This is a genomic window from Micromonospora lupini, from assembly GCF_026342015.1.
Classification (GTDB): domain Bacteria; phylum Actinomycetota; class Actinomycetes; order Mycobacteriales; family Micromonosporaceae; genus Micromonospora; species Micromonospora lupini_B.
In genome coordinates this window covers 118,445-135,301 of the sequence record NZ_JAPENL010000002.1, presented here as the reverse complement: position 1 = coordinate 135,301, position 16,857 = coordinate 118,445, and the positions used below count along the sequence as shown (strand labels likewise).

Below are 16,857 nucleotides of genomic sequence, written 5' to 3'. Positions count from 1 at the left end.
GCGGGTCGCCTTCGTGGGCAGCTCTGGTTGGATCTACTCCAGGATGCCGGCAGAGGGGTGCAGCGTGACTGGTCAGGGCGAGATCGTCCACATCGGGGGTTACACCGCGCAGAGCGGCGGGCGGGGCAGCGGCATCGTCGCCGCCCACCGGGATCCGGCGACCGGGGCCCTGACCCCGCTCGGCACGGCGGCGGTCACGCCGTCGCCCTCGTTCCTGGTGCGGCACCCCACCCGTCCGGTGCTCTACGCGGTCAACGAGCTGCCCGACGGGGAGATCAGCGCCTGGCAGGTCGGGCCGGACGGCGCGCTGGACGCGCTCGGCAGCCGGTCGACAGGCGGCGCCGAGCCCTGTCACCTGGCAGTGCTGCCCGACGGGGACCACCTGGTGGCGGCCAACTACGGCGGCGGCAGCGTGGCGGTCTTCCCGCTCGACGTCCAGGGCGTGCCCGGCGAGCGCACCGACCTGGTGGTGCACGAGGGGCACGGCCCCGACCCGGAACGCCAGGACCGGGCGCACGCGCACATGGTCTCCCCGGGCCGGGGCCGAGGGCCGCTGCTGGCGGTGGATCTCGGCACCGACTCGGTCTACCGGTACGACCTGGACGGCGCGAGCGGGCGGCTCGTGCCGCGCGGTCCACGGATGCGCACGGCGCCCGGCACCGGGCCCCGGCACCTGGCCCGCCATCCCGACGGTCGGCGCTGCTATCTGGTCGGCGAGCTGGACGCCTCGGTCACCGCGTACGAGTCGACCGACGACGGGGCGCTGCACCAGCGTGGCCGGGTCGAGGCGAGTGAGCGGGCGGGCCACGTTCAGCCGTCGGAGGTCGCGGTCACCCCGGACGGCCGTTTCCTCTACGTCGCCAACCGCGGGGTCGGCACCATCGCCGTCTTCAACCTGGCCGATGAGCTGCCCGAGTTGGTGGCCGAAGTGGACACCGGCGGAGAGTGGCCGCGACACTTCGCGCTGATCGGGGAGCACCTGTACGTCGCCGACGAGCGGGCGGACATGGTGCGTGTCTTCCGGCGGGACGCGAGCACGGGCGTCCCGGCCCCGGTCGGCGAGCCCGTGCCGGTGGCAAGCCCGACCTGCGTGCTGCCCTGAGTCGTCGTTAGGGCGGCGGGGCCGGACGTGAGAGCGGAACCGGTTTGGCAACGCCGTGGGGCCGCACCGTCACGCTCTGTCGCCAAATGGTGATCAACTGTTTCTCCTGCGTAACTTTAGTCCGAACGGATGTGGCAGAGACGGCACCTAATACGCAAGATGGTCAGCGTGTCAGCAGGCCGCCATCGCATGCGTTCGAAACTCCATCTAGCAGCCGCCGCCGCGACGGCGACGGTTCTCGTCGTCACCACCGGCGTCTGGTTCGGCTACAAGGAGCTGATCCAGCCCAGCTGTTCCGGGGAGATTCGACTCGCTGTGGCGGTCGCCTCCGAGCTGGCGCCCGCGGTGGACGCCGCCGCGTCCCAGTGGGTCAAGGACGGCGCCGCGGTCGGCCCCACCTGCATCCGGGTTGACGTCTCGGCGTCCGACCCGGTCGACGTGGCCGCCGTGGTGGCCGCGAAGCACGGCGCCGTGCTGGCCGGCGTCGGGCAGGCCAGCGGCACGGCAGTCACGCCGGACGTCTGGGTGCCGGACTCCTCGACCTGGCTGCTGCGGCTGAAGAAGGACGCGACGGCGTTCGCGCCGACAAACGGCGCCTCCATCGCCCGCAGCCCCGTCGTCGTGGCGATGCCCGAGCCGGTGGCCACGCGACTGGGCTGGCCCAACGCCAAGTTCACCTGGACCGATCTGCTCAAGCAGGTGAACAGCAGCAAGCCGCTGCGTACCGGCATCGTCGAGCCGACCCGGGACGCGGCCGGCCTGTCCGGCCTGCTCTCGCTGACCACGGCGGCCAGCGGCGCGGGCGGGGACGCCCAGCGCAACACCGTCGGCGCGCTGCGGGCGCTGGCCACGGGTCGCTCCTCGCTCCGCAACGACCTGATGGCCCGCTTCCCGACCGCCACCGACCCGACGTCCATCGCGAGCGCGCTCGGTGCGGCGGCGCTCTCCGAAGAAGACGTGATCGCCTACAACAGCAAGAAGCCTCCGGTGCCGCTCGCCGCGCTCTACATGGAGCCGGCCCCGATGCCGCTGGACTACCCGTACGCGGTGCTGCCCGGCATCGAGCCGACCAAGGCGGCCGCGGCGAAGGTGCTGTTCGAGCTGCTCACCGCCCCCAAGTTCCGCGACCGCCTGGCGGCACAGTCGCTGCGCGGCCCGGACGGCAACTGGGGCGCCGGCTTCAACGCGCCGCAGGGCGCCCCGAGCCCGGCCGGCGGCGCGTCGACAGCTCCGGCGGCCGGCGGCACCGCGGCGGGCGGTCTGGACCCGGCCGCCATACAGCGTGTCGTCTCGAGCTGGTCGATCGCCACCCAGTCCGGTCGGATGCTCGCCGTCATCGACGTCTCCGGCTCGATGAAGGACGAGGTGCCCAGCGCCAACAACCGCAGCCGGGAGGAGGTCACCGTGGACGCGGCCCGCCGCGGCCTCGGACTCTTCGACGACTCCTGGTCCATCGGCCTGTGGACCTTCTCCACCAAGCTGGTCGGCAACCGGGACTACCGGGAGCTGGTCCCGATCGGGCCGCTCTCCGGCCAGCGGGCGCAGTTGGAGGGGGCACTCGCCACCGTCAAGCCGTCAAGCGGTGACACCGGCCTGTACGACACCATGCTTGCCGCGTACCAGGCGGTGCAGGAGGACTGGCAGCCCGGCCGGGTCAACTCGATCGTGCTGTTCACCGACGGCAAGAACGAGGACGACAACGGCCTCAACCAGCAGCAACTGCTCGCCAAGCTCAAGCAGATCGCCGACCCCGAGCGGCCCGTCCAGGTCATCATGATCGGTATCGGCGAGGGCGTCAGCAAGACCGAGTTGGAGTCGATCACCAAGGTGACCGGCGGCGACGTCTTCGTCACGAAGGACCCGAGCGAGATCGGCAGCATCTTCCTCACCGCCATCGCGCGCCGCCCCCCGGCGCCGCGCTGACCGGCCGCAGAGCAGGAGGAACCCGCCGTACCGCGTCAGCGGTACGGCGGGTTCCTTTATGGCCGCGGGGTTGAAGAAAAGTGACGGCAATACGTCGGAAGCAATCGGCAGTCATAGTTATCAGGGCAGGATGTCGACGTGTCCCGGCATCGTCCGTCCGCCTCCGGTCCGACTCGTCGGCCGGGGCCGTCCTGAGCAGAGTGGGAGGGCCGGTGACCGCGGCGACACTGTTGACCCCTGCCAACACCTCGGCGACGCCGGAAGGCCCGCCGAGCGGGCTGGTGGCCCGCGCCGACGAACGGTCCTACGTCCGGGTCCTGGTCGTGCTTGACACCACAATCCTCATCATCGCGCTGTTCATCGGGTACGTCGGCCGATTCGGGGACGAGGAGCCGGTCGGCTCGAAGATCCCGTACGTGCTTGTGGCCCCGGGGTTGGTCCTCGCCTGGCTGATCTCCCTCAAGGCGCTCGGCTGCTACGACGACCGGGTCGTCGGCTACGGGGCTGACGAGTACCGGCGGGTCAGCTCGGCGAGCCTGCGGCTGGCCGGCGCGATCGCCATCGCCGGCTACATCGCCGACGTCGGCGTCTCCCGCGGTTTCCTCGGCCTCTCGTTCGCGGTGGGCACGGTCGGGCTGGAGGCGACCCGCTTCGTCGTGCGCAAACGCCTGCACCGGGCCCGCTCGAAGGGCGCCGGCTGGTCCCGCAAGGTGCTCGTGGTCGGCGACACCGCACACGTCCTGGAGTTGGTGCACACGCTGCGCCGGGAGCCGTACGCCGGCTATCAGGTGGTCGGCGCGTGCATCCCCGACGCGCTGCTCGCGCCCGTGGCGCAGCGGCTCGGTGACGTGCCGGTGGTGGGATCGTTCAGGGGCATCCCGGAGGCCGCCACCGCGATCGGCGCGGACACGGTCGCGGTGACCGCCTCCGGTGAGCTGACGGCGACCCGACTGCGTCGGCTCGGTTGGCAACTGGAGGGGACCGGCGTCGACCTCGTCGTGGCGCCCGCGCTTACCGATGTGGCAGGCCCGCGGATCCACACCCGTCCGGTCGCCGGGCTGCCCCTGATCCACGTCGAGGCGCCCGAGTTCCGGGGTGCGCGCAAGCTGGTCAAGGGGTTCGTCGACAGGTCGGCGTCGTCGCTGGCGTTGGCGCTGCTGCTGCCGCTGATCGCGGTCATCGCGTTGGCCATCAAACTGGACAGCCGGGGGCCGGTGCTGTTCCGGCAGGTCCGGGTGGGCCGGGGCGGGCAGGAGTTCGGCGTCTTCAAGTTCCGGACGATGGTGGTCAACGCCGACGCGCTGCTCGCCGAGCTGGCGGCCCGCAACGAGACCGACGGCCTCATGTTCAAGATGCGCGACGACCCTCGGGTGACCCGGGTCGGCCGGATGCTGCGCAAGTGGTCGCTTGACGAGCTGCCGCAGCTTGTCAACGTGCTGCTGGGCCAGATGAGCCTGGTCGGGCCGCGTCCGCCGCTGCCCTCGGAGGTGGCCCGCTACGACGGTGACGTGGCCCGGCGGCTGTTGGTGAAGCCCGGCATGACCGGGCTGTGGCAGGTCAGCGGCCGGTCCGACCTGAGCTGGGAGGACGGCATCCGACTCGATCTCTACTACGTGGAGAACTGGTCGCTCGCCGCCGACCTCACCATCCTGTGGAAGACCGCAGGCGCGGTGCTGAACAGCCGCGGCGCGTACTGACCGCCGGCGCTCACGCCTGCGGGCCGGTCCAGTCCAGGCAGACCACCACTGCATCGTCGACGAGGTCGCCCGCCACGAAGGCGCGCAGGTCACCGATCAGCGACCGGACGGCGTCCAGCGGCTCCATCGGGCCGGTGCGGCGCAGGAACCGGTCCAGTGCCGTCTCGCCGTAGCGCACGTTCCGCCCGGTGGCCTCCACCACGCCGTCGCTGACCACGAAGAGCCGGTCGCCGCGTTCAAGCGTGAACGTCTGCTCGTGGTAGTCGGTCGCCTCGAACATGCCGAGCGGGAACTGCGCCTCAAGCGGCTGCTCGGCAACCTCCCCGTCGCGCAGCAGGACGAGCCGCGGCGAGCCGGCGTCCACCACAGTCATCGTCCCGGACCGCAGGTCCAGCTCCATCAACAGCACGGAGAGGTGTCGCTTGCCCCGGTACTCGTCGTAGATGGCCTGGTCGGCGAGGGCTGCCTGATCACCCAGACCGAGGCCGGCCCGGCGAGCGTTGCGCAGCGCGTGGGTGGCCAGCGACGTGAGCAGGGACGCCGCGACGCCCTCACCGGTCCCGTTGACGGTGGAGAGCCAGAGCTTCTGCCCGTCGTCGGACCAGTCGAAGCTGTCCCCCCGCACGGCGTACGCCGGTTCCAGCTGCCCGGCCAGGCTGAACGACTGTCGGATCCGGCTGCGGCCGGGGAGCAGGTCCCACTGCATCTCGGCGGCCAACGTGAGCCGCTGACTGCGCCGCGCGACGCTGTAGACGTCGGTGCCGGGGGAGACGGCGGCCAGCTCGTGCGCGAGCGCGGTGGCGATGTCGGCCAGCTCGACGAGCACGGCGGGGTCGTCGGACACCGGCGCCAGGCGCAGGACGCCCCGGCGTTCGCCGCGCATGCTGACCGGCAGCCAGGCGGTGCCGTCGACCAACAGGGGCGACTGGTGGTCGAAGGCCCGCCAGGCGGGGTGTCCGGCGCCCCGGAGGGAGTCACCCTCGGTGAGTGGCAACAGCTCCGAGAGGCGGTAGTCGACCTGGTACAGCTCCGCTTCGGTGATCCCGTACACCTCGTCGAGGACCTCTCCGACACCGCCCACGACACGGTCGGCGGGTGTCTCGTTCAGGGTACGTCGTGCCCGATTGACCGGTTCGCTCATCAGGCCTCCTTGATCAAAGCTCGACTACCAGTGGCTTCGGAGTAGTCTCGGGCCACCATGGCCGAAAAACATGGTCCGCCGGACCCTGCGACGAGTATGGCTGCCGCGTTGGACGCGGCGGCGGATGCCCTGCTGGGCGTCTGGGATTCCGCCCGTGAGGCGACCGCCAGCCGGGTCTCCGGAGCCCAACTACGGGCTGTGATGGTGGTCGAGCAATACGACGGGATCAACCTACGCCGACTCGCCACCCGCCTGGACATGTTGCTCAGTTCCGCAAGCCGGCTCTGCGACCGGTTGGTCGCGGCCGGCATGCTGGAGCGCGAGCCGGGCCGCTTCGACAGGCGGGAGATCTCTCTCCATCTCACCCCGGAGGCCCGTCGACTCCTCGCAGAGCTGCGCGCCGACCGTCAGGAGCGGATTGCCGCCGTGCTGGCGGCGATGAGCCCGGAGGGTCGCGCCGCGCTTGTCGACGGGATGCGGGAGTTCGACGAGGCCGCCCGACGGCAGCAGACGCTGAGCGGCTCGGCAACGGAGGACGGGGAACGGCCGCGTGGGCGGGGCGACTGGACGGACGACGCGGACCCGCAGGATCCGGACCGGCCAGGCGGGCCGGTGAGGGACTCGTCGGAGCACCCGGAGCGGTCGACCCGACCGGTGTGGCAGAGCCGGCCGACAGGCCCCGAGCGGGCGGCTGGCACGCCACGCGAACGGCCCACAGGCGAGCCGCCGGTGGCTCGAACCGCCTGACTCGGGCCGGCGCCGGCGCGCACAGCGCCTGACTCGGGCCGGCGCCGACGCGCGGAGCGCCTGACTCAGGCCGGCGCCGAGGCGCACACCGCCAGCATGGCGATGTCGTCGTGAGCCTGCCGGCCCAGCCACTCGTCGACAACCCGGAGCAGCCTGTCGACCAGGGCTGCCGGCGGCAGCCCGGCCGCCGCGGCGAGCGCGGCGCGCAGCCGGTGCTCGCCGAACTTCTCGACGTGGACCGGGCCGCCGGTCGCCTCGGTCACCCCGTCGGTGTACGCGAGGAGCAGGTCGCCCGGGTCGAGGTGCACCCGAGTCTCGGCGAACCGGGCGTCGGCGAGTGCGCCGACCGGCATCCCGCCGACCGGGACCGGGACGACCGAACCGGCGGTTGTCACCAGCAGCGGCGCGGGGTGGCCGCCGCCGGCGATCCGGATGTCCACCCCGGCCGGCCCGCGCTCCAGTGACCCGAGCAGCAGGGTGGTGAGCTGGCTGCGCCGTGCCGCGTCGGGCGCGTCGAACAGGGTGCGGTTGAGCAGGTGGATCAGCTCCAGCGGTCGCTGCTCGACCAGGCGCAGGGTCTGCAACGACTGGCGGACCCGCCCGGTCAGCACGGCCGCCCCGACGCCCTTGCCGGACACGTCGCCCACCGCGAACAGCGCGCCCCGCGAGTGCGGGAAGACCTCGTAGAAGTCGCCGCCGATGCGCAGCGTGTCCCCAGCGGCCCGGTAGCCGCCGGCCAGGCTCACGCCGGACACCGTCGGCAGTTCCGGCGGGAGCAGGCTGGTCTGCAACACCCGGGCCAGGTGGGCCTGCTCGCCGTACAGCTCGGCGGCGGCCAGCGCCGCGCCGGCCCGCGCGGCGAACTCGCGGGCCAGTTCGACGTCGCGCGGGTCGAAGTCGGCCCGACCGGCACGGCGGACCAACACCAGCGCGCCTGCCGACCCCCCGGGACCGGGCATCGGGCTGACCAGCACCGCGCCCGGCCGGCCGAACCCGGGTGGGAGCACGGCGGTCAGGTCCGCGGCCTCGGCGTCCCGCCCGGCGCTCGGCTCGGTGGGTACGCCGTCGAACGCCTCACCGAGGCCGGGGACGCCGTCGGTCAGCTCCGGGCCGGCCAGCCCGGTGACGGGGGAAGGATCGCCGTCGGCGTACCGCGTCCAGCGTGGGTGCGGCTCGGCCGGCGCGGGTGGACGGAGCAGCGCCACGGCGGCATCGGCCAGGTACGGCACGGCGAGGGCGGCGGTGGTGCACAGTGTCTGGTCCCGGTGCAGGGACAGCCCGAGCCGGCTGCCGGCCTGGGCGAGGAACGCGGTGCGGGAGCGCTCGGCCAGCAGGGCGTCGGTGCGGGCGTGCTCCTCCGTGACGTCCCGGACGTACCAGCCGTACCTGCTGCCGGCGAGCTGCCGTCGACCGCCTCGCAGGTGCCGGCCGTGGTGCTCGGCGTCGAAGCTGTCGGTGCCGTCCCGCACGGCCTGGGCAAGTGCCGCCACCGGGCAACGGGCCAGCTCGACGCCCGCGACGATCTCCGGGAGCAGGTCTGCCGCCCGGGCGTTGACGAGGGTCACCCGGCCGGTCTCGTCGGTGGTCAGCACCGCCTCGGCGAGCCCGTCGAGCAGCTCGCGGGCCAGCGGCGAGTCGGCCGGCAGCGTACCGCCGGCGCTCTGGCGGGTCGGACGGCGTGACGCCTGCCCGTCGTCGCCGAGGGGACCGGCGATGCCGCCCCGTCGGGTCGTGGTCACCGCCCGACGCCGGCCCGCGTCTGACGACCTGTACGCATGCTCGTGCACTCCTCGCCTGCGGGCCGTTGCCTGACGGCAAGCGTACCGAGCCGCACCGAGGCACGCCCAGAGCGCGTCAGCCGGAGCGGCCCAGCCAGCCGGCGGGCCGGGCGACGATCCGCCGGACCACCGATTCGGCAGCCCCCACGGCGGCCGCCTCCGGACCGAGGGTCGAGGGCCGGACGGTGACCGGTGACCACGCGGCGGTGAGCACCCGGGCCGCGATCTCGGCGAGCACCGGCGGGCACAGCCAGGGCGCCAGCGGGGCGTACCCACCGCCGAGCACCACGGTGTCCAGGTCCAGCAGGTTGACCACGCTGGCGACCGCCACCCCGAGGGCCGTGCCGGCGTCGTGCAGCGCCCGTAGCGCGTCCGGGTCGCCGGCCTCGGCCAACTCGGCCAGCCGCGCCGTCGCGATGTCCGCGGGAAGCTCCGCCCGCAGCAGCCCGGCGGCGGCCACGATCGCCTCCTGGCCGGCGTACTGCTCCAGGCAGCCACGGCCGCCGCACCGGCAGGGCCGCCCCTGGGGGTGGACCGGGAGGTGCCCGATCTCGCCGCTCCAGCCGCGCACCCCGCGGAACAGCGCGCCGTCCAGGACGATCCCCGCGCCGATGCCTACCTCGCCGGAGATGTGCAGGAAACTGGCCAGGCCGGGGGGCCGGGAGTGCAGCTCGCCGAGCGCGGCGAAGTTGGCCTCGTTGTCCACCACCAGGGCCGGTACGCCCGGCACCTGGTCGGTCAGGGACGGGTGGCCGCTGAGCAGTTCGGGGACCGGTACGTCCCGCCAGCCGAGGTTCGGCGCGAGCCGGACCAGTCCGGCGTCGTCCACCAGGCCGGGTACGGCGAGCGCGGCCCCGGCGAGGGTGAGGCCCTGCTGGGCCGCGTCGGCGCGGGCCTGCCCGGCCAGGTCGACGAGGCGGGCCAGCGCGTCGGCGGGGGCGACCGGACGCAGGTCGGCCCGGTGCACGGTGCGGTGCCGGACCTGCCCGGCGAGGTCGACGACGCACACCGTCAGGTAGTCGACGTTGACCTCCAGGCCGAGCCCGGCCGGGCCCCGGTCGGCCAGGACCAGCCCTCGGGCCGGGCGGCCGGCGCCCGCCCGGGGCGCCGGGTCGGCCTCGCTTACCAGTTGGCCCGCGAGCAGGTCCTCGACCACCGCGGAGACGGTGGCTCGGGTCAGGCCGGTGGCGGTGGCCAGGTCGGCGCGCGACGGGGGGCGGTCGGCGGCGGCGATCCGGCCGAGAACCAGGGCGAGGTTGAGCTCGCGGAGGCTGCCCTGACGGGCTGCGCCGGCCGGGGCGGGGGTGGGGCTCACCCCTTGACAGTGCCATAGGGCGGGCAAATAATTCAATCGCTGAACTAATAGCGGGCAACACCATCCCACCACCCCGGAGGTCCCCATGGCACCCCGTCCCACCCCCGCCGACAAGTTCTCCTTCGGGCTCTGGACCGTGGGCTGGCAGGCCCGCGACCCGTTCGGCGACGCGACCCGTCCCGAGCTCGACGCCGTCGAGGCGGTGCACAGGCTCGCCGAGCTGGGCGCGTACGGCATCACCTTCCACGACGACGACCTGATCCCGTTCGGGGCCGACCCCGCCACCCGCGACCAGCACATCGCCCGGTTCCGCAAGGCGCTCGACGAGACCGGCCTGGTGGTGCCGATGGTCACCACCAACCTCTTCACCCACCCGATCTTCAAGGACGGCGGCTTCACCAGCAACGACCGCGACGTCCGTCGCTTCGCGCTGCGCAAGGTGCTGCGTCAGGTCGACCTGGCCGCCGAGCTGGGCGCCAGCACCTTCGTGATGTGGGGCGGCCGTGAGGGCTCCGAGTACGACCTCGCCAAGGACGTCCGCGCCGCCCTCGACCGCTACCGCGAGGCTGTCGACCTGCTCACCCAGTACTCCATCGACAAGGGCTACAACCTGCGGTTCGCCCTGGAGCCCAAGCCCAACGAGCCGCGCGGCGACATCCTGCTGCCCACCATCGGGCACGCGCTCGGCTTCATCTCCCAGCTCGCCCACCCGGAGCTTGTCGGTCTCAACCCGGAGGTCGGCCACGAGCAGATGGCCGGGCTCAACTACGCCCACGGCATCGCCCAGGCGCTCTGGCAGGGCAAGCTGTTCCACCTGGACCTCAACGGCCAGCGCGGCATCAAGTACGACCAGGACCTGGTCTTCGGCCACGGTGACCTGATGAACGCGTTCGCCCTGGTGGACCTCCTGGAGAACGGCGGCCCGAACGGCGGCCCGGCCTACGACGGCCCCCGGCACTTCGACTACAAGCCCTCCCGGACCGAGGACATGGACGGTGTCTGGGCCTCCGCGGCGGCCAACATGAGCACCTACCTGCTGCTCAAGGAGCGGGCGGCGGCGTTCCGCGCCGACCCCGAGGTGGTCGAGGCGCTCGCCACCAGCAAGGTCGGCGACCTCAACACGCCGACGCTCGGCGACGGTGAGGGCTACGAGGAGTTCCTGGCCGACAGGTCCGCGTTCGAGGACGTCGACGTGGACGCGGTGGCCGAGCGGGGCTTCGCCTTCGTCCGGCTCAACCAGCTCGCCGTCGAGCACCTGCTCGGCGCTCGCTGAGGCCCCGCCATGCCGTTGGTCGCAGGCGTTGACTCGTCCACCCAGTCCTGCAAGGTGGTCATCCGGGACGCGGAGACCGGCGCCCTGCTCCGGCAGGGCCGGGCACCGCACCCGGACGGCACGGAGGTCGACCCGGAAGCCTGGTGGCAGGCGCTACGCAGCGCCGCCGACGAGGCCGGCGGGCTGGCCGACGTCGCGGCGGTCTCCGTCGCCGGCCAGCAGCACGGCATGGTCTGCCTCGACGAGGCGGGCCGGGTGGTCCGCCCGGCCCTGTTGTGGAACGACACCCGCTCCGCCGACGCTGCCGCCGACCTCATCGAGGAGGCCGGCGGCGGCGCGGCGGGGAGTCGGTTCTGGGCCGAGGGCACCGGCAGCGTGCCGGTGGCGAGCTTCACCATCACCAAGCTGCGCTGGCTGGCCCGGCACGAGCCGGAGCAGGCCGCCCGGGTGGCGGCCGTCTGCCTGCCGCACGACTGGCTGACCTGGCGGCTGGCAGGTGCGCCGGGGTTGGCGGGGCTGCGGACCGACCGTGGTGACGCCAGCGGCACCGGCTACTGGTCGCCGGCAACCGGTTCCTACCGTCTCGACCTGCTGGAACGGGCCTTCGGCCGGCAGCTCGTGGTGCCCGAGGTGCTGGGTCCGGCCGAATCGGCCGGCACGCTTGCCGACGAGCTGGGTGGGGGTGGCGCGCTGCTCGGCGCGGGCACCGGTGACAACGCCGCCGCCGCGTTCGGCGTCGGCGCCGGCCCCGGTGACGTGGTCGTCTCGATCGGCACCTCCGGCACGGTGTTCAGCGTGGCCGACGTGCCGGCGGCCGACGAGAGCGGCGCGGTGGCCGGCTTCGCCGACGCGTCGGGCCGCTTCCTGCCGCTGGTCTGCACGCTCAACGCGGCCCGGGTGCTGGACGCCGCCGCCACGATGCTGGGTGTCGGCCTGGACGAGCTGGCCGAGCTGGCGCTCTCCGCGCCGGCCGGCGCGGACGGGCTGGTCATGGTGCCCTACCTGGAGGGTGAGCGGACGCCCAACCGTCCGTTGGCCACCGGCGCGGTGCACGGGCTGACCCTGCGCACGTCGACAGCCGCGCACCTGGCCCGGGCCGCCGTGGAGGGCATGCTCTGCGCGCTCGCCGACGGCCTGGACGCGCTGACCGCGCAGGGCGCCACAGTCCGCCGGGTCATCCTGGTCGGCGGCGGGGCCCGGTCGGCAGCGGTCCGCCGGATCGCACCGCAGGTCTTCGGCTGCCCGGTGGTCGTCCCGCCCGCCGGGGAGTACGTCGCCGACGGCGCCGCCCGCCAGGCCGCCTGGGTCGCCCTCGGCGGTGCGACGCCGCCGCAGTGGGAGGTCAAGGGCACCGAGGAGTACGCGGCGGAGCCCGTCCCCGCCGTCCGTGACCAGTACGCCGCGGCCCGCGGGTTGGTCCTCGACCGCCGCTGACACCCCCGGAGTCGACGCGGGTGGGAGCCGGCCGGCACCCACCCGCGTGACGACCCCGTCGTCGGAGTCTGGTTGGCTGCCGGTCATGACGGTGACCAGGGGCTGGCACGGCCGGGGCGGTGGCCGGACGCACCGGCTGTACAGCGTCGTGGTGTTCGTGCTGCTCGCCTCGCTGGACAACGTGGCGATCGGGCTGGTCCCACCGCTGTACGGGCCGATCTCCGACGCGTTCGACGTGTCGGGCGGGCTGCTCGGCCTCGTCACCGCGGTCAGCTTCCTGGTCAGCGCGGTGGCCGCGGTCGGCTGGGCGTACGTCGGCGACCGCACCAACCGCAAACCGCTGCTGATGGTGGGCACCCTGCTCTGGGCTGCGGGCACCGGAGGCAGCGCGCTCGCCGACGGCTACCTCATGTTCCTGACCGCCCAGCTCGTCGCGGCGGTCGGTCTCGGCGCGGTCGGCTCGGTGGGCTTCTCGGTCGTCACCGACCTGATCTCACCGACCCGGCGCGGGCTCGTGATGAGCTTCTGGGGGCTCTCCCAGGGCGTCGGCACGTTGGCCGGGACGCTTGTGGGTGGGCTGCTCGGGGCGACCGACTGGCGGCGACCGTTCTGGGTGCTGACCGGCGTGGGCCTGGTCGCCACCCTCGCGTACCTGTTCACCTATGACATCCGGCGCGGCCAGAGCGAACCGGAGCTGGCCGGCGCGTTGGACGCCGGCGCCGAGTACGACTACCGGATCAGCCGCGCCGATCTGCCGCGCATCCTGGCCCGGCGGACCAACCGGTGGTTGATCCTGCAGGGCCTGACCGCGCAGGCGGCCTTCGGCTCACTGGTCTGGCTGCCGAGGCTCTTCGCCGAGCGGGCCGAGGCGCAGGGCTACTCCGAGTCGACGGCGGTGGTGGTGGGCAGCGTCTTCGCCACGCTGTTCCAGCTCGGCGGCGTGCTCTCCATCGTCGGCGGGCTGGTCGGCGACGCGGTGCAACGGCGTACCCCTCGGGGCCGGGCGTTGGTCGCGGCCGTCGGAATCCTCGCGGCCGTACCGTTCTACCTCGTGCTGTTCTTCGTGCCGGTGACCATCGACGTGCCCGACGGCGCCGGCGGCGGCGCGGTGATCGGCGCGGTGCTGTCAAGTGTGTTCACCGAGCCGTCGGTCGGGCTGAGCCTGCTCACCGCCGTGGTGGCGCTCGCGTTGACGTCGGCCAACTCGCCGAACTGGTTCGCGCTGATCGCCGACGTGAACCCGCCGGAGCACCGGGGGACCGTCTACAGCCTCGGCAACCTGGTCAACGGGGTCGGTCGGTCGGCCGGCAACGGGCTGGTCGGGGTCGCCTTCCAGGGTCTGCGCGCGGCCTTCCCGCCACCGCTGAACTTCGCGGTCGGGCTGGCGGCGTTCCAGCTCTTCTTCATCCCCACCGGCATCATGTACTGGCTCGCCTCGCGGACCTCACCGGCCGACATCGACACCGTGCACGACCTGCTGCACACCCGCGCCGACCGCCTCTGACGCCGCTCGCCGCGTAACAGCGGCGCGGGCGCTGCGCGTGATTCGTCTGCGGCATCAGCTCCAAAGGAAGTCGGCACCACCCGGCCGACCGCCCCGCGAGCACTGTCGCGGGGCGGCCGGCGGAACGGGTCGGGTCGGGTCAGCCGCGTAGCCAGACGGTCACGTCGGTCGGGACCGCGCCCTGGTCGTCCAGCGGGGCGCTGGACGCGAGCACCTCGGCGTCGGGCGGAACCGGTGCTGGGGCGTCGCCGAAGTTGGTAAGCACCGTCAGCTCGCCGTTGCGGAAGGTGAGCGTCTCGTCGCCCGAGGACAACCACTCAAGCGTGCCCCGACCCAGGCCGTGAGCGCGGCGCAGCCGCAGCGCCGTGCGGTACAGCTCGTACGTCGAGCCGGGCACGTCGCGCTGCCGGTCCAGCGCGTACTCCGCCCAGGACGGGGGTTGCGGCAGCCAGCTGGCGTCGGTGGGCCCGAAGCCGTACGACGGGGCGTCGGCCTCCCACGGGATCGGCACCCGGCAGCCGTCGCGACCCCGCTGGGTGTGCCCGCTGCGCGCCCAGGTCGGGTCCTGCCGGGCCTCGTCGGGCATCGTGGTGTGCTCGGGCAGGCCCAGCTCCTCGCCCTGGTAGAGGTACGCCGAGCCGGGCAGGGCGAGCATCAGCAGGGTGGCCGCCCGGGCCCGGCGCAGGCCGAGCGCGGCGTCCGGCTGCGGGTCGCCGATGCCGATGCCGTTGGGTCGGCCGCCGCCGACCGCCAGGCCGAGCCGGGAGGCGTGTCGCACCACGTCGTGGTTGGACAGCACCCAGGTCGTCGGCGCGCCCACCGAGTCGGTCGCCTCCAGGGAGCGGGTGATCACCGCGTACTGGGCCGGCGCGGTCCACGCGGCGAGCAGGTACTCGAAGTTGAACGCCTGGTGCATCTCGTCCGGGCGGACGTAGCGGGCCAGCCGCTCGGCCGGCTCCACCCACGCCTCGGCGACAAGCACCCGCTCGCCGGGGTAGCTGTCCAGGACCCGCCGCCACTGCCGGTAGATCTCGTGCACGCCGTCCTGGTCCCACATGGGCGGGCGCGGCTTGTCGATCTCGTTACCGGAGAGGATCTCCTGGGGCTCCTGCCAGTCGGCCAGGTCGGCCTGCTTGACGAGGCCGTGGGCGACGTCGACGCGGAAGCCGTCCACCCCGCGGTCCAACCAGAACCGCAGGACGCCGAGGAACTCCTCGTGCACCTCCGGGTTGTCCCAGTTGAGGTCGGGCTGGCCGGTGTCGAACAGGTGCAGGTACCACTGGCCGGGTCGGCCGTCCGGGTCGACAGTCCGCGTCCAGGCCGGGCCGCCGAAGACGCTCTGCCAGTCGTTCGGCGGCTGGTCGCCGGCCGGGCCGAGGCCGTCGCGGAAGATGTACCGGGACCGCTCCGGGCTGCCCGGCGCGGCGGCCAGCGCGGCCTGGAACCAGCGGTGCGCCGACGAGGTGTGGTTCGGCACCAGGTCGACGATCACCCGCAGGCCACGGGAGCGGGCCTCGGCGATCAGCTTGTCCGCGTCGGCGAGGGTGCCGAACAGCGGGTCGACGTCGCGGTAGTCGGCCACGTCGTAGCCCGCGTCGGCCTGCGGCGACGGATAGAACGGGGAGAGCCACACCGCGTCCACGCCCAGCTCGGCCAGATGGTCGAGGCGAGCGGTGATGCCCGGCAGGTCACCGATGCCGTCGCCGTCGGAGTCGGCGAACGAGCGTGGGTAGATCTGGTAGATGGCGGCCTCGGTCCACCAGCCGGTGATCGGGTGACCGGAGGAGGTCTGCTGGGTCGGATCGGTGTTCAGGGTCGTCTCCCGTGTCGCGCGGTGTTTTGAGGGTTCAGTGTGCCCGTGGCGGTGCGGTGGACTCTCGGACCACCAGCCGAGTGGGCAGGATCACCGGTGTGTCGCCGTCGGCGGTTCGTTGACCGATGATCGGGCTCAGGTTGCGGGCGCCGAGCGGGTCGAGCAGCATCCGGGCGGCCAGTCGGCCCTGTTCCGCAGCGGGCTGGGCGATGGTGCTGAGACCGAGCACGCCGGCGAGGTCGTGGTCGTCGATGCCGACCACGCTGACATCCTGCGGTACGCGCAGCCCGGCGTCGCGCAGGGCTGTCATCGCGCCCATCGCCATCTCGTCGCAGGCGGCGACGATCGCGGTCGGCGGAACACCGCGGGCCAGCAGCTCGGCGGCAGCCCGGTTGCCGCCGTCGATGGTGAACGACGACTCGACGTCCAGGCTCGGATCGGGTCGCAGACCGGCGGCCCGCAGCTCCGCCTGGTAGCCCCGGCGCCTGTCGAGGTGGGTGGTGAAGGCCAGCTCGTCGTCGGGGTCCCCGGAGATGTGCGCGATCCGCCGGTGGCCGAGGTCGAGCAGGTGGCGGGTGGCCATCCGCGCGGCGGCCACGTCGTCGATGCGTACGCACGGCCAGTTGGGCACCCTGCTGCCCGAGCTGATGGTCACGCCGGGCAGGTCCAGGGAGGCCAGCGCGGTCAGGTCCGCCGGGCGCAGCGGCGTGGCGACAAGCATCATGGCGTCGACCCGCTTGTGCAGGTTGGCGGTGCGCAGAACCCGCTGGCGGATCTGCTCCCGACCGCCCAGGTTGTAGAGCAGCAGGTCGTAGCCGGAGTGGTGCAGATACTCCTCGACCGCCTCGACCACGGTGCTGAAGAACCAGCGGGTGATCCGCGGTACGACCACCGCGACCGTGCCTGTGCGGCCACCGGCGAGCCGGGACGCGCTCGGCGAGACCGCGTAGTCGAGCTGCTCGGCGGCCGCGAGGACTCTGCGTCGGGTGGCGGCCGAGACCGTCGGCAGCCCGCGCAGGGCCCGCGAGACGGTTGCCGTGGAGACCCCGGCCAACCGGGCCACATCATCAATCTTCGTCACGGTTCCCCCGCTCGGTACCCGTCGCCCGCCGCCGCCTTCAGGGGCCAGG

Annotated in this window: 12 protein-coding genes; 7 read left to right on the top strand and 5 right to left on the bottom strand. The window is 73.3% G+C overall.

Going from position 1 to position 16,857, the window contains the following annotated elements:
• Positions 1-64: 64 nt before the first annotated feature.
• The 3 genes from OOJ91_RS15415 (at position 65) to OOJ91_RS15405 (ending at position 4,722) form a co-directional block, all read left to right on the top strand.
• Positions 65-1,102 (top strand): lactonase family protein, encoded by a 1,038-nt coding sequence (locus tag OOJ91_RS15415; protein WP_266245644.1) that lies wholly within the window; start codon positions 65-67, stop codon positions 1,100-1,102.
• A 168-nt stretch (positions 1,103-1,270) separates the two neighbouring features.
• Entirely contained in the window at positions 1,271-3,025 is a 1,755-nt protein-coding gene (locus OOJ91_RS15410; RefSeq protein WP_266245642.1) for a substrate-binding domain-containing protein, read from the top strand.
• A 212-nt stretch (positions 3,026-3,237) separates the two neighbouring features.
• The gene (locus tag OOJ91_RS15405; protein ID WP_266245640.1) at positions 3,238-4,722 is read left to right on the top strand and encodes a sugar transferase; all 1,485 of its coding nucleotides are present in this window, start codon (positions 3,238-3,240) and stop codon (positions 4,720-4,722) included.
• A gap of 10 nt (positions 4,723-4,732) precedes the next feature.
• Here the strand turns inward: OOJ91_RS15405 and OOJ91_RS15400 are convergent, their stop codons facing one another.
• On the bottom strand, positions 4,733-5,863 hold the full coding sequence (locus OOJ91_RS15400; protein WP_266245638.1) for a PP2C family protein-serine/threonine phosphatase: 1,131 nt from the start codon (positions 5,861-5,863) through the stop codon (positions 4,733-4,735).
• A gap of 96 nt (positions 5,864-5,959) precedes the next feature.
• Here OOJ91_RS15400 and OOJ91_RS15395 point away from each other — a divergent pair, with 96 nt between their 5' ends.
• Entirely contained in the window at positions 5,960-6,610 is a 651-nt protein-coding gene (locus OOJ91_RS15395; RefSeq protein WP_266245637.1) for a MarR family winged helix-turn-helix transcriptional regulator, read from the top strand.
• Positions 6,611-6,675: 65 nt separating this feature from the next.
• Here OOJ91_RS15395 and OOJ91_RS15390 read toward each other — a convergent pair whose 3' ends face one another.
• Positions 6,676-8,349, bottom strand: a complete 1,674-nt coding sequence (locus OOJ91_RS15390; protein ID WP_266245636.1) for a SpoIIE family protein phosphatase — start codon at positions 8,347-8,349, stop codon at positions 6,676-6,678.
• Positions 8,350-8,464: 115 nt separating this feature from the next.
• Positions 8,465-9,703, bottom strand: a complete 1,239-nt coding sequence (locus tag OOJ91_RS15385; RefSeq protein ID WP_266245635.1) for an ROK family transcriptional regulator — start codon at positions 9,701-9,703, stop codon at positions 8,465-8,467.
• An 85-nt stretch (positions 9,704-9,788) separates the two neighbouring features.
• Between OOJ91_RS15385 and xylA the strand changes: the two genes are divergently transcribed.
• The 3 genes from xylA (at position 9,789) to OOJ91_RS15370 (ending at position 13,914) form a co-directional block, all read left to right on the top strand.
• Positions 9,789-10,976: a xylose isomerase gene (gene xylA / locus OOJ91_RS15380; RefSeq protein ID WP_266245634.1), complete on the top strand. Its 1,188-nt coding sequence runs from the start codon at positions 9,789-9,791 to the stop codon at positions 10,974-10,976.
• A gap of 9 nt (positions 10,977-10,985) precedes the next feature.
• The gene (gene xylB, locus OOJ91_RS15375; RefSeq protein WP_266245633.1) at positions 10,986-12,410 is read left to right on the top strand and encodes a xylulokinase; all 1,425 of its coding nucleotides are present in this window, start codon (positions 10,986-10,988) and stop codon (positions 12,408-12,410) included.
• Between the two features lie 85 nt (positions 12,411-12,495).
• Positions 12,496-13,914 carry an MFS transporter gene (locus OOJ91_RS15370; RefSeq protein WP_266245632.1) on the top strand — a complete coding sequence of 473 codons (1,419 nt, stop codon included), beginning with the start codon at positions 12,496-12,498 and terminating at the stop codon, positions 13,912-13,914.
• 139 nt (positions 13,915-14,053) lie between these two features.
• Here the strand turns inward: OOJ91_RS15370 and OOJ91_RS15365 are convergent, their stop codons facing one another.
• Positions 14,054-15,727: a glycoside hydrolase family 13 protein gene (locus tag OOJ91_RS15365; RefSeq protein WP_266249713.1), complete on the bottom strand. Its 1,674-nt coding sequence runs from the start codon at positions 15,725-15,727 to the stop codon at positions 14,054-14,056.
• 34 nt (positions 15,728-15,761) lie between these two features.
• Positions 15,762-16,808: a LacI family DNA-binding transcriptional regulator gene (locus tag OOJ91_RS15360; RefSeq protein ID WP_007464376.1), complete on the bottom strand. Its 1,047-nt coding sequence runs from the start codon at positions 16,806-16,808 to the stop codon at positions 15,762-15,764.
• Positions 16,809-16,857: the final 49 nt, after the last annotated feature.

Excerpts from the sequence above, each read along its gene's own strand:
- OOJ91_RS15400 (WP_266245638.1), bottom strand. The coding sequence starts at position 5,863 with ATGAGCGAACCGGTCAATCGGGCACGACGTACCCTGAACGAGACACCC.
- OOJ91_RS15395 (WP_266245637.1), top strand. The coding sequence starts at position 5,960 with ATGGCTGCCGCGTTGGACGCGGCGGCGGATGCCCTGCTGGGCGTCTGG.
- xylA (WP_266245634.1), top strand. The coding sequence starts at position 9,789 with ATGGCACCCCGTCCCACCCCCGCCGACAAGTTCTCCTTCGGGCTCTGG.
- xylB (WP_266245633.1), top strand. The coding sequence starts at position 10,986 with ATGCCGTTGGTCGCAGGCGTTGACTCGTCCACCCAGTCCTGCAAGGTG.
- OOJ91_RS15370 (WP_266245632.1), top strand. The coding sequence starts at position 12,496 with ATGACGGTGACCAGGGGCTGGCACGGCCGGGGCGGTGGCCGGACGCAC.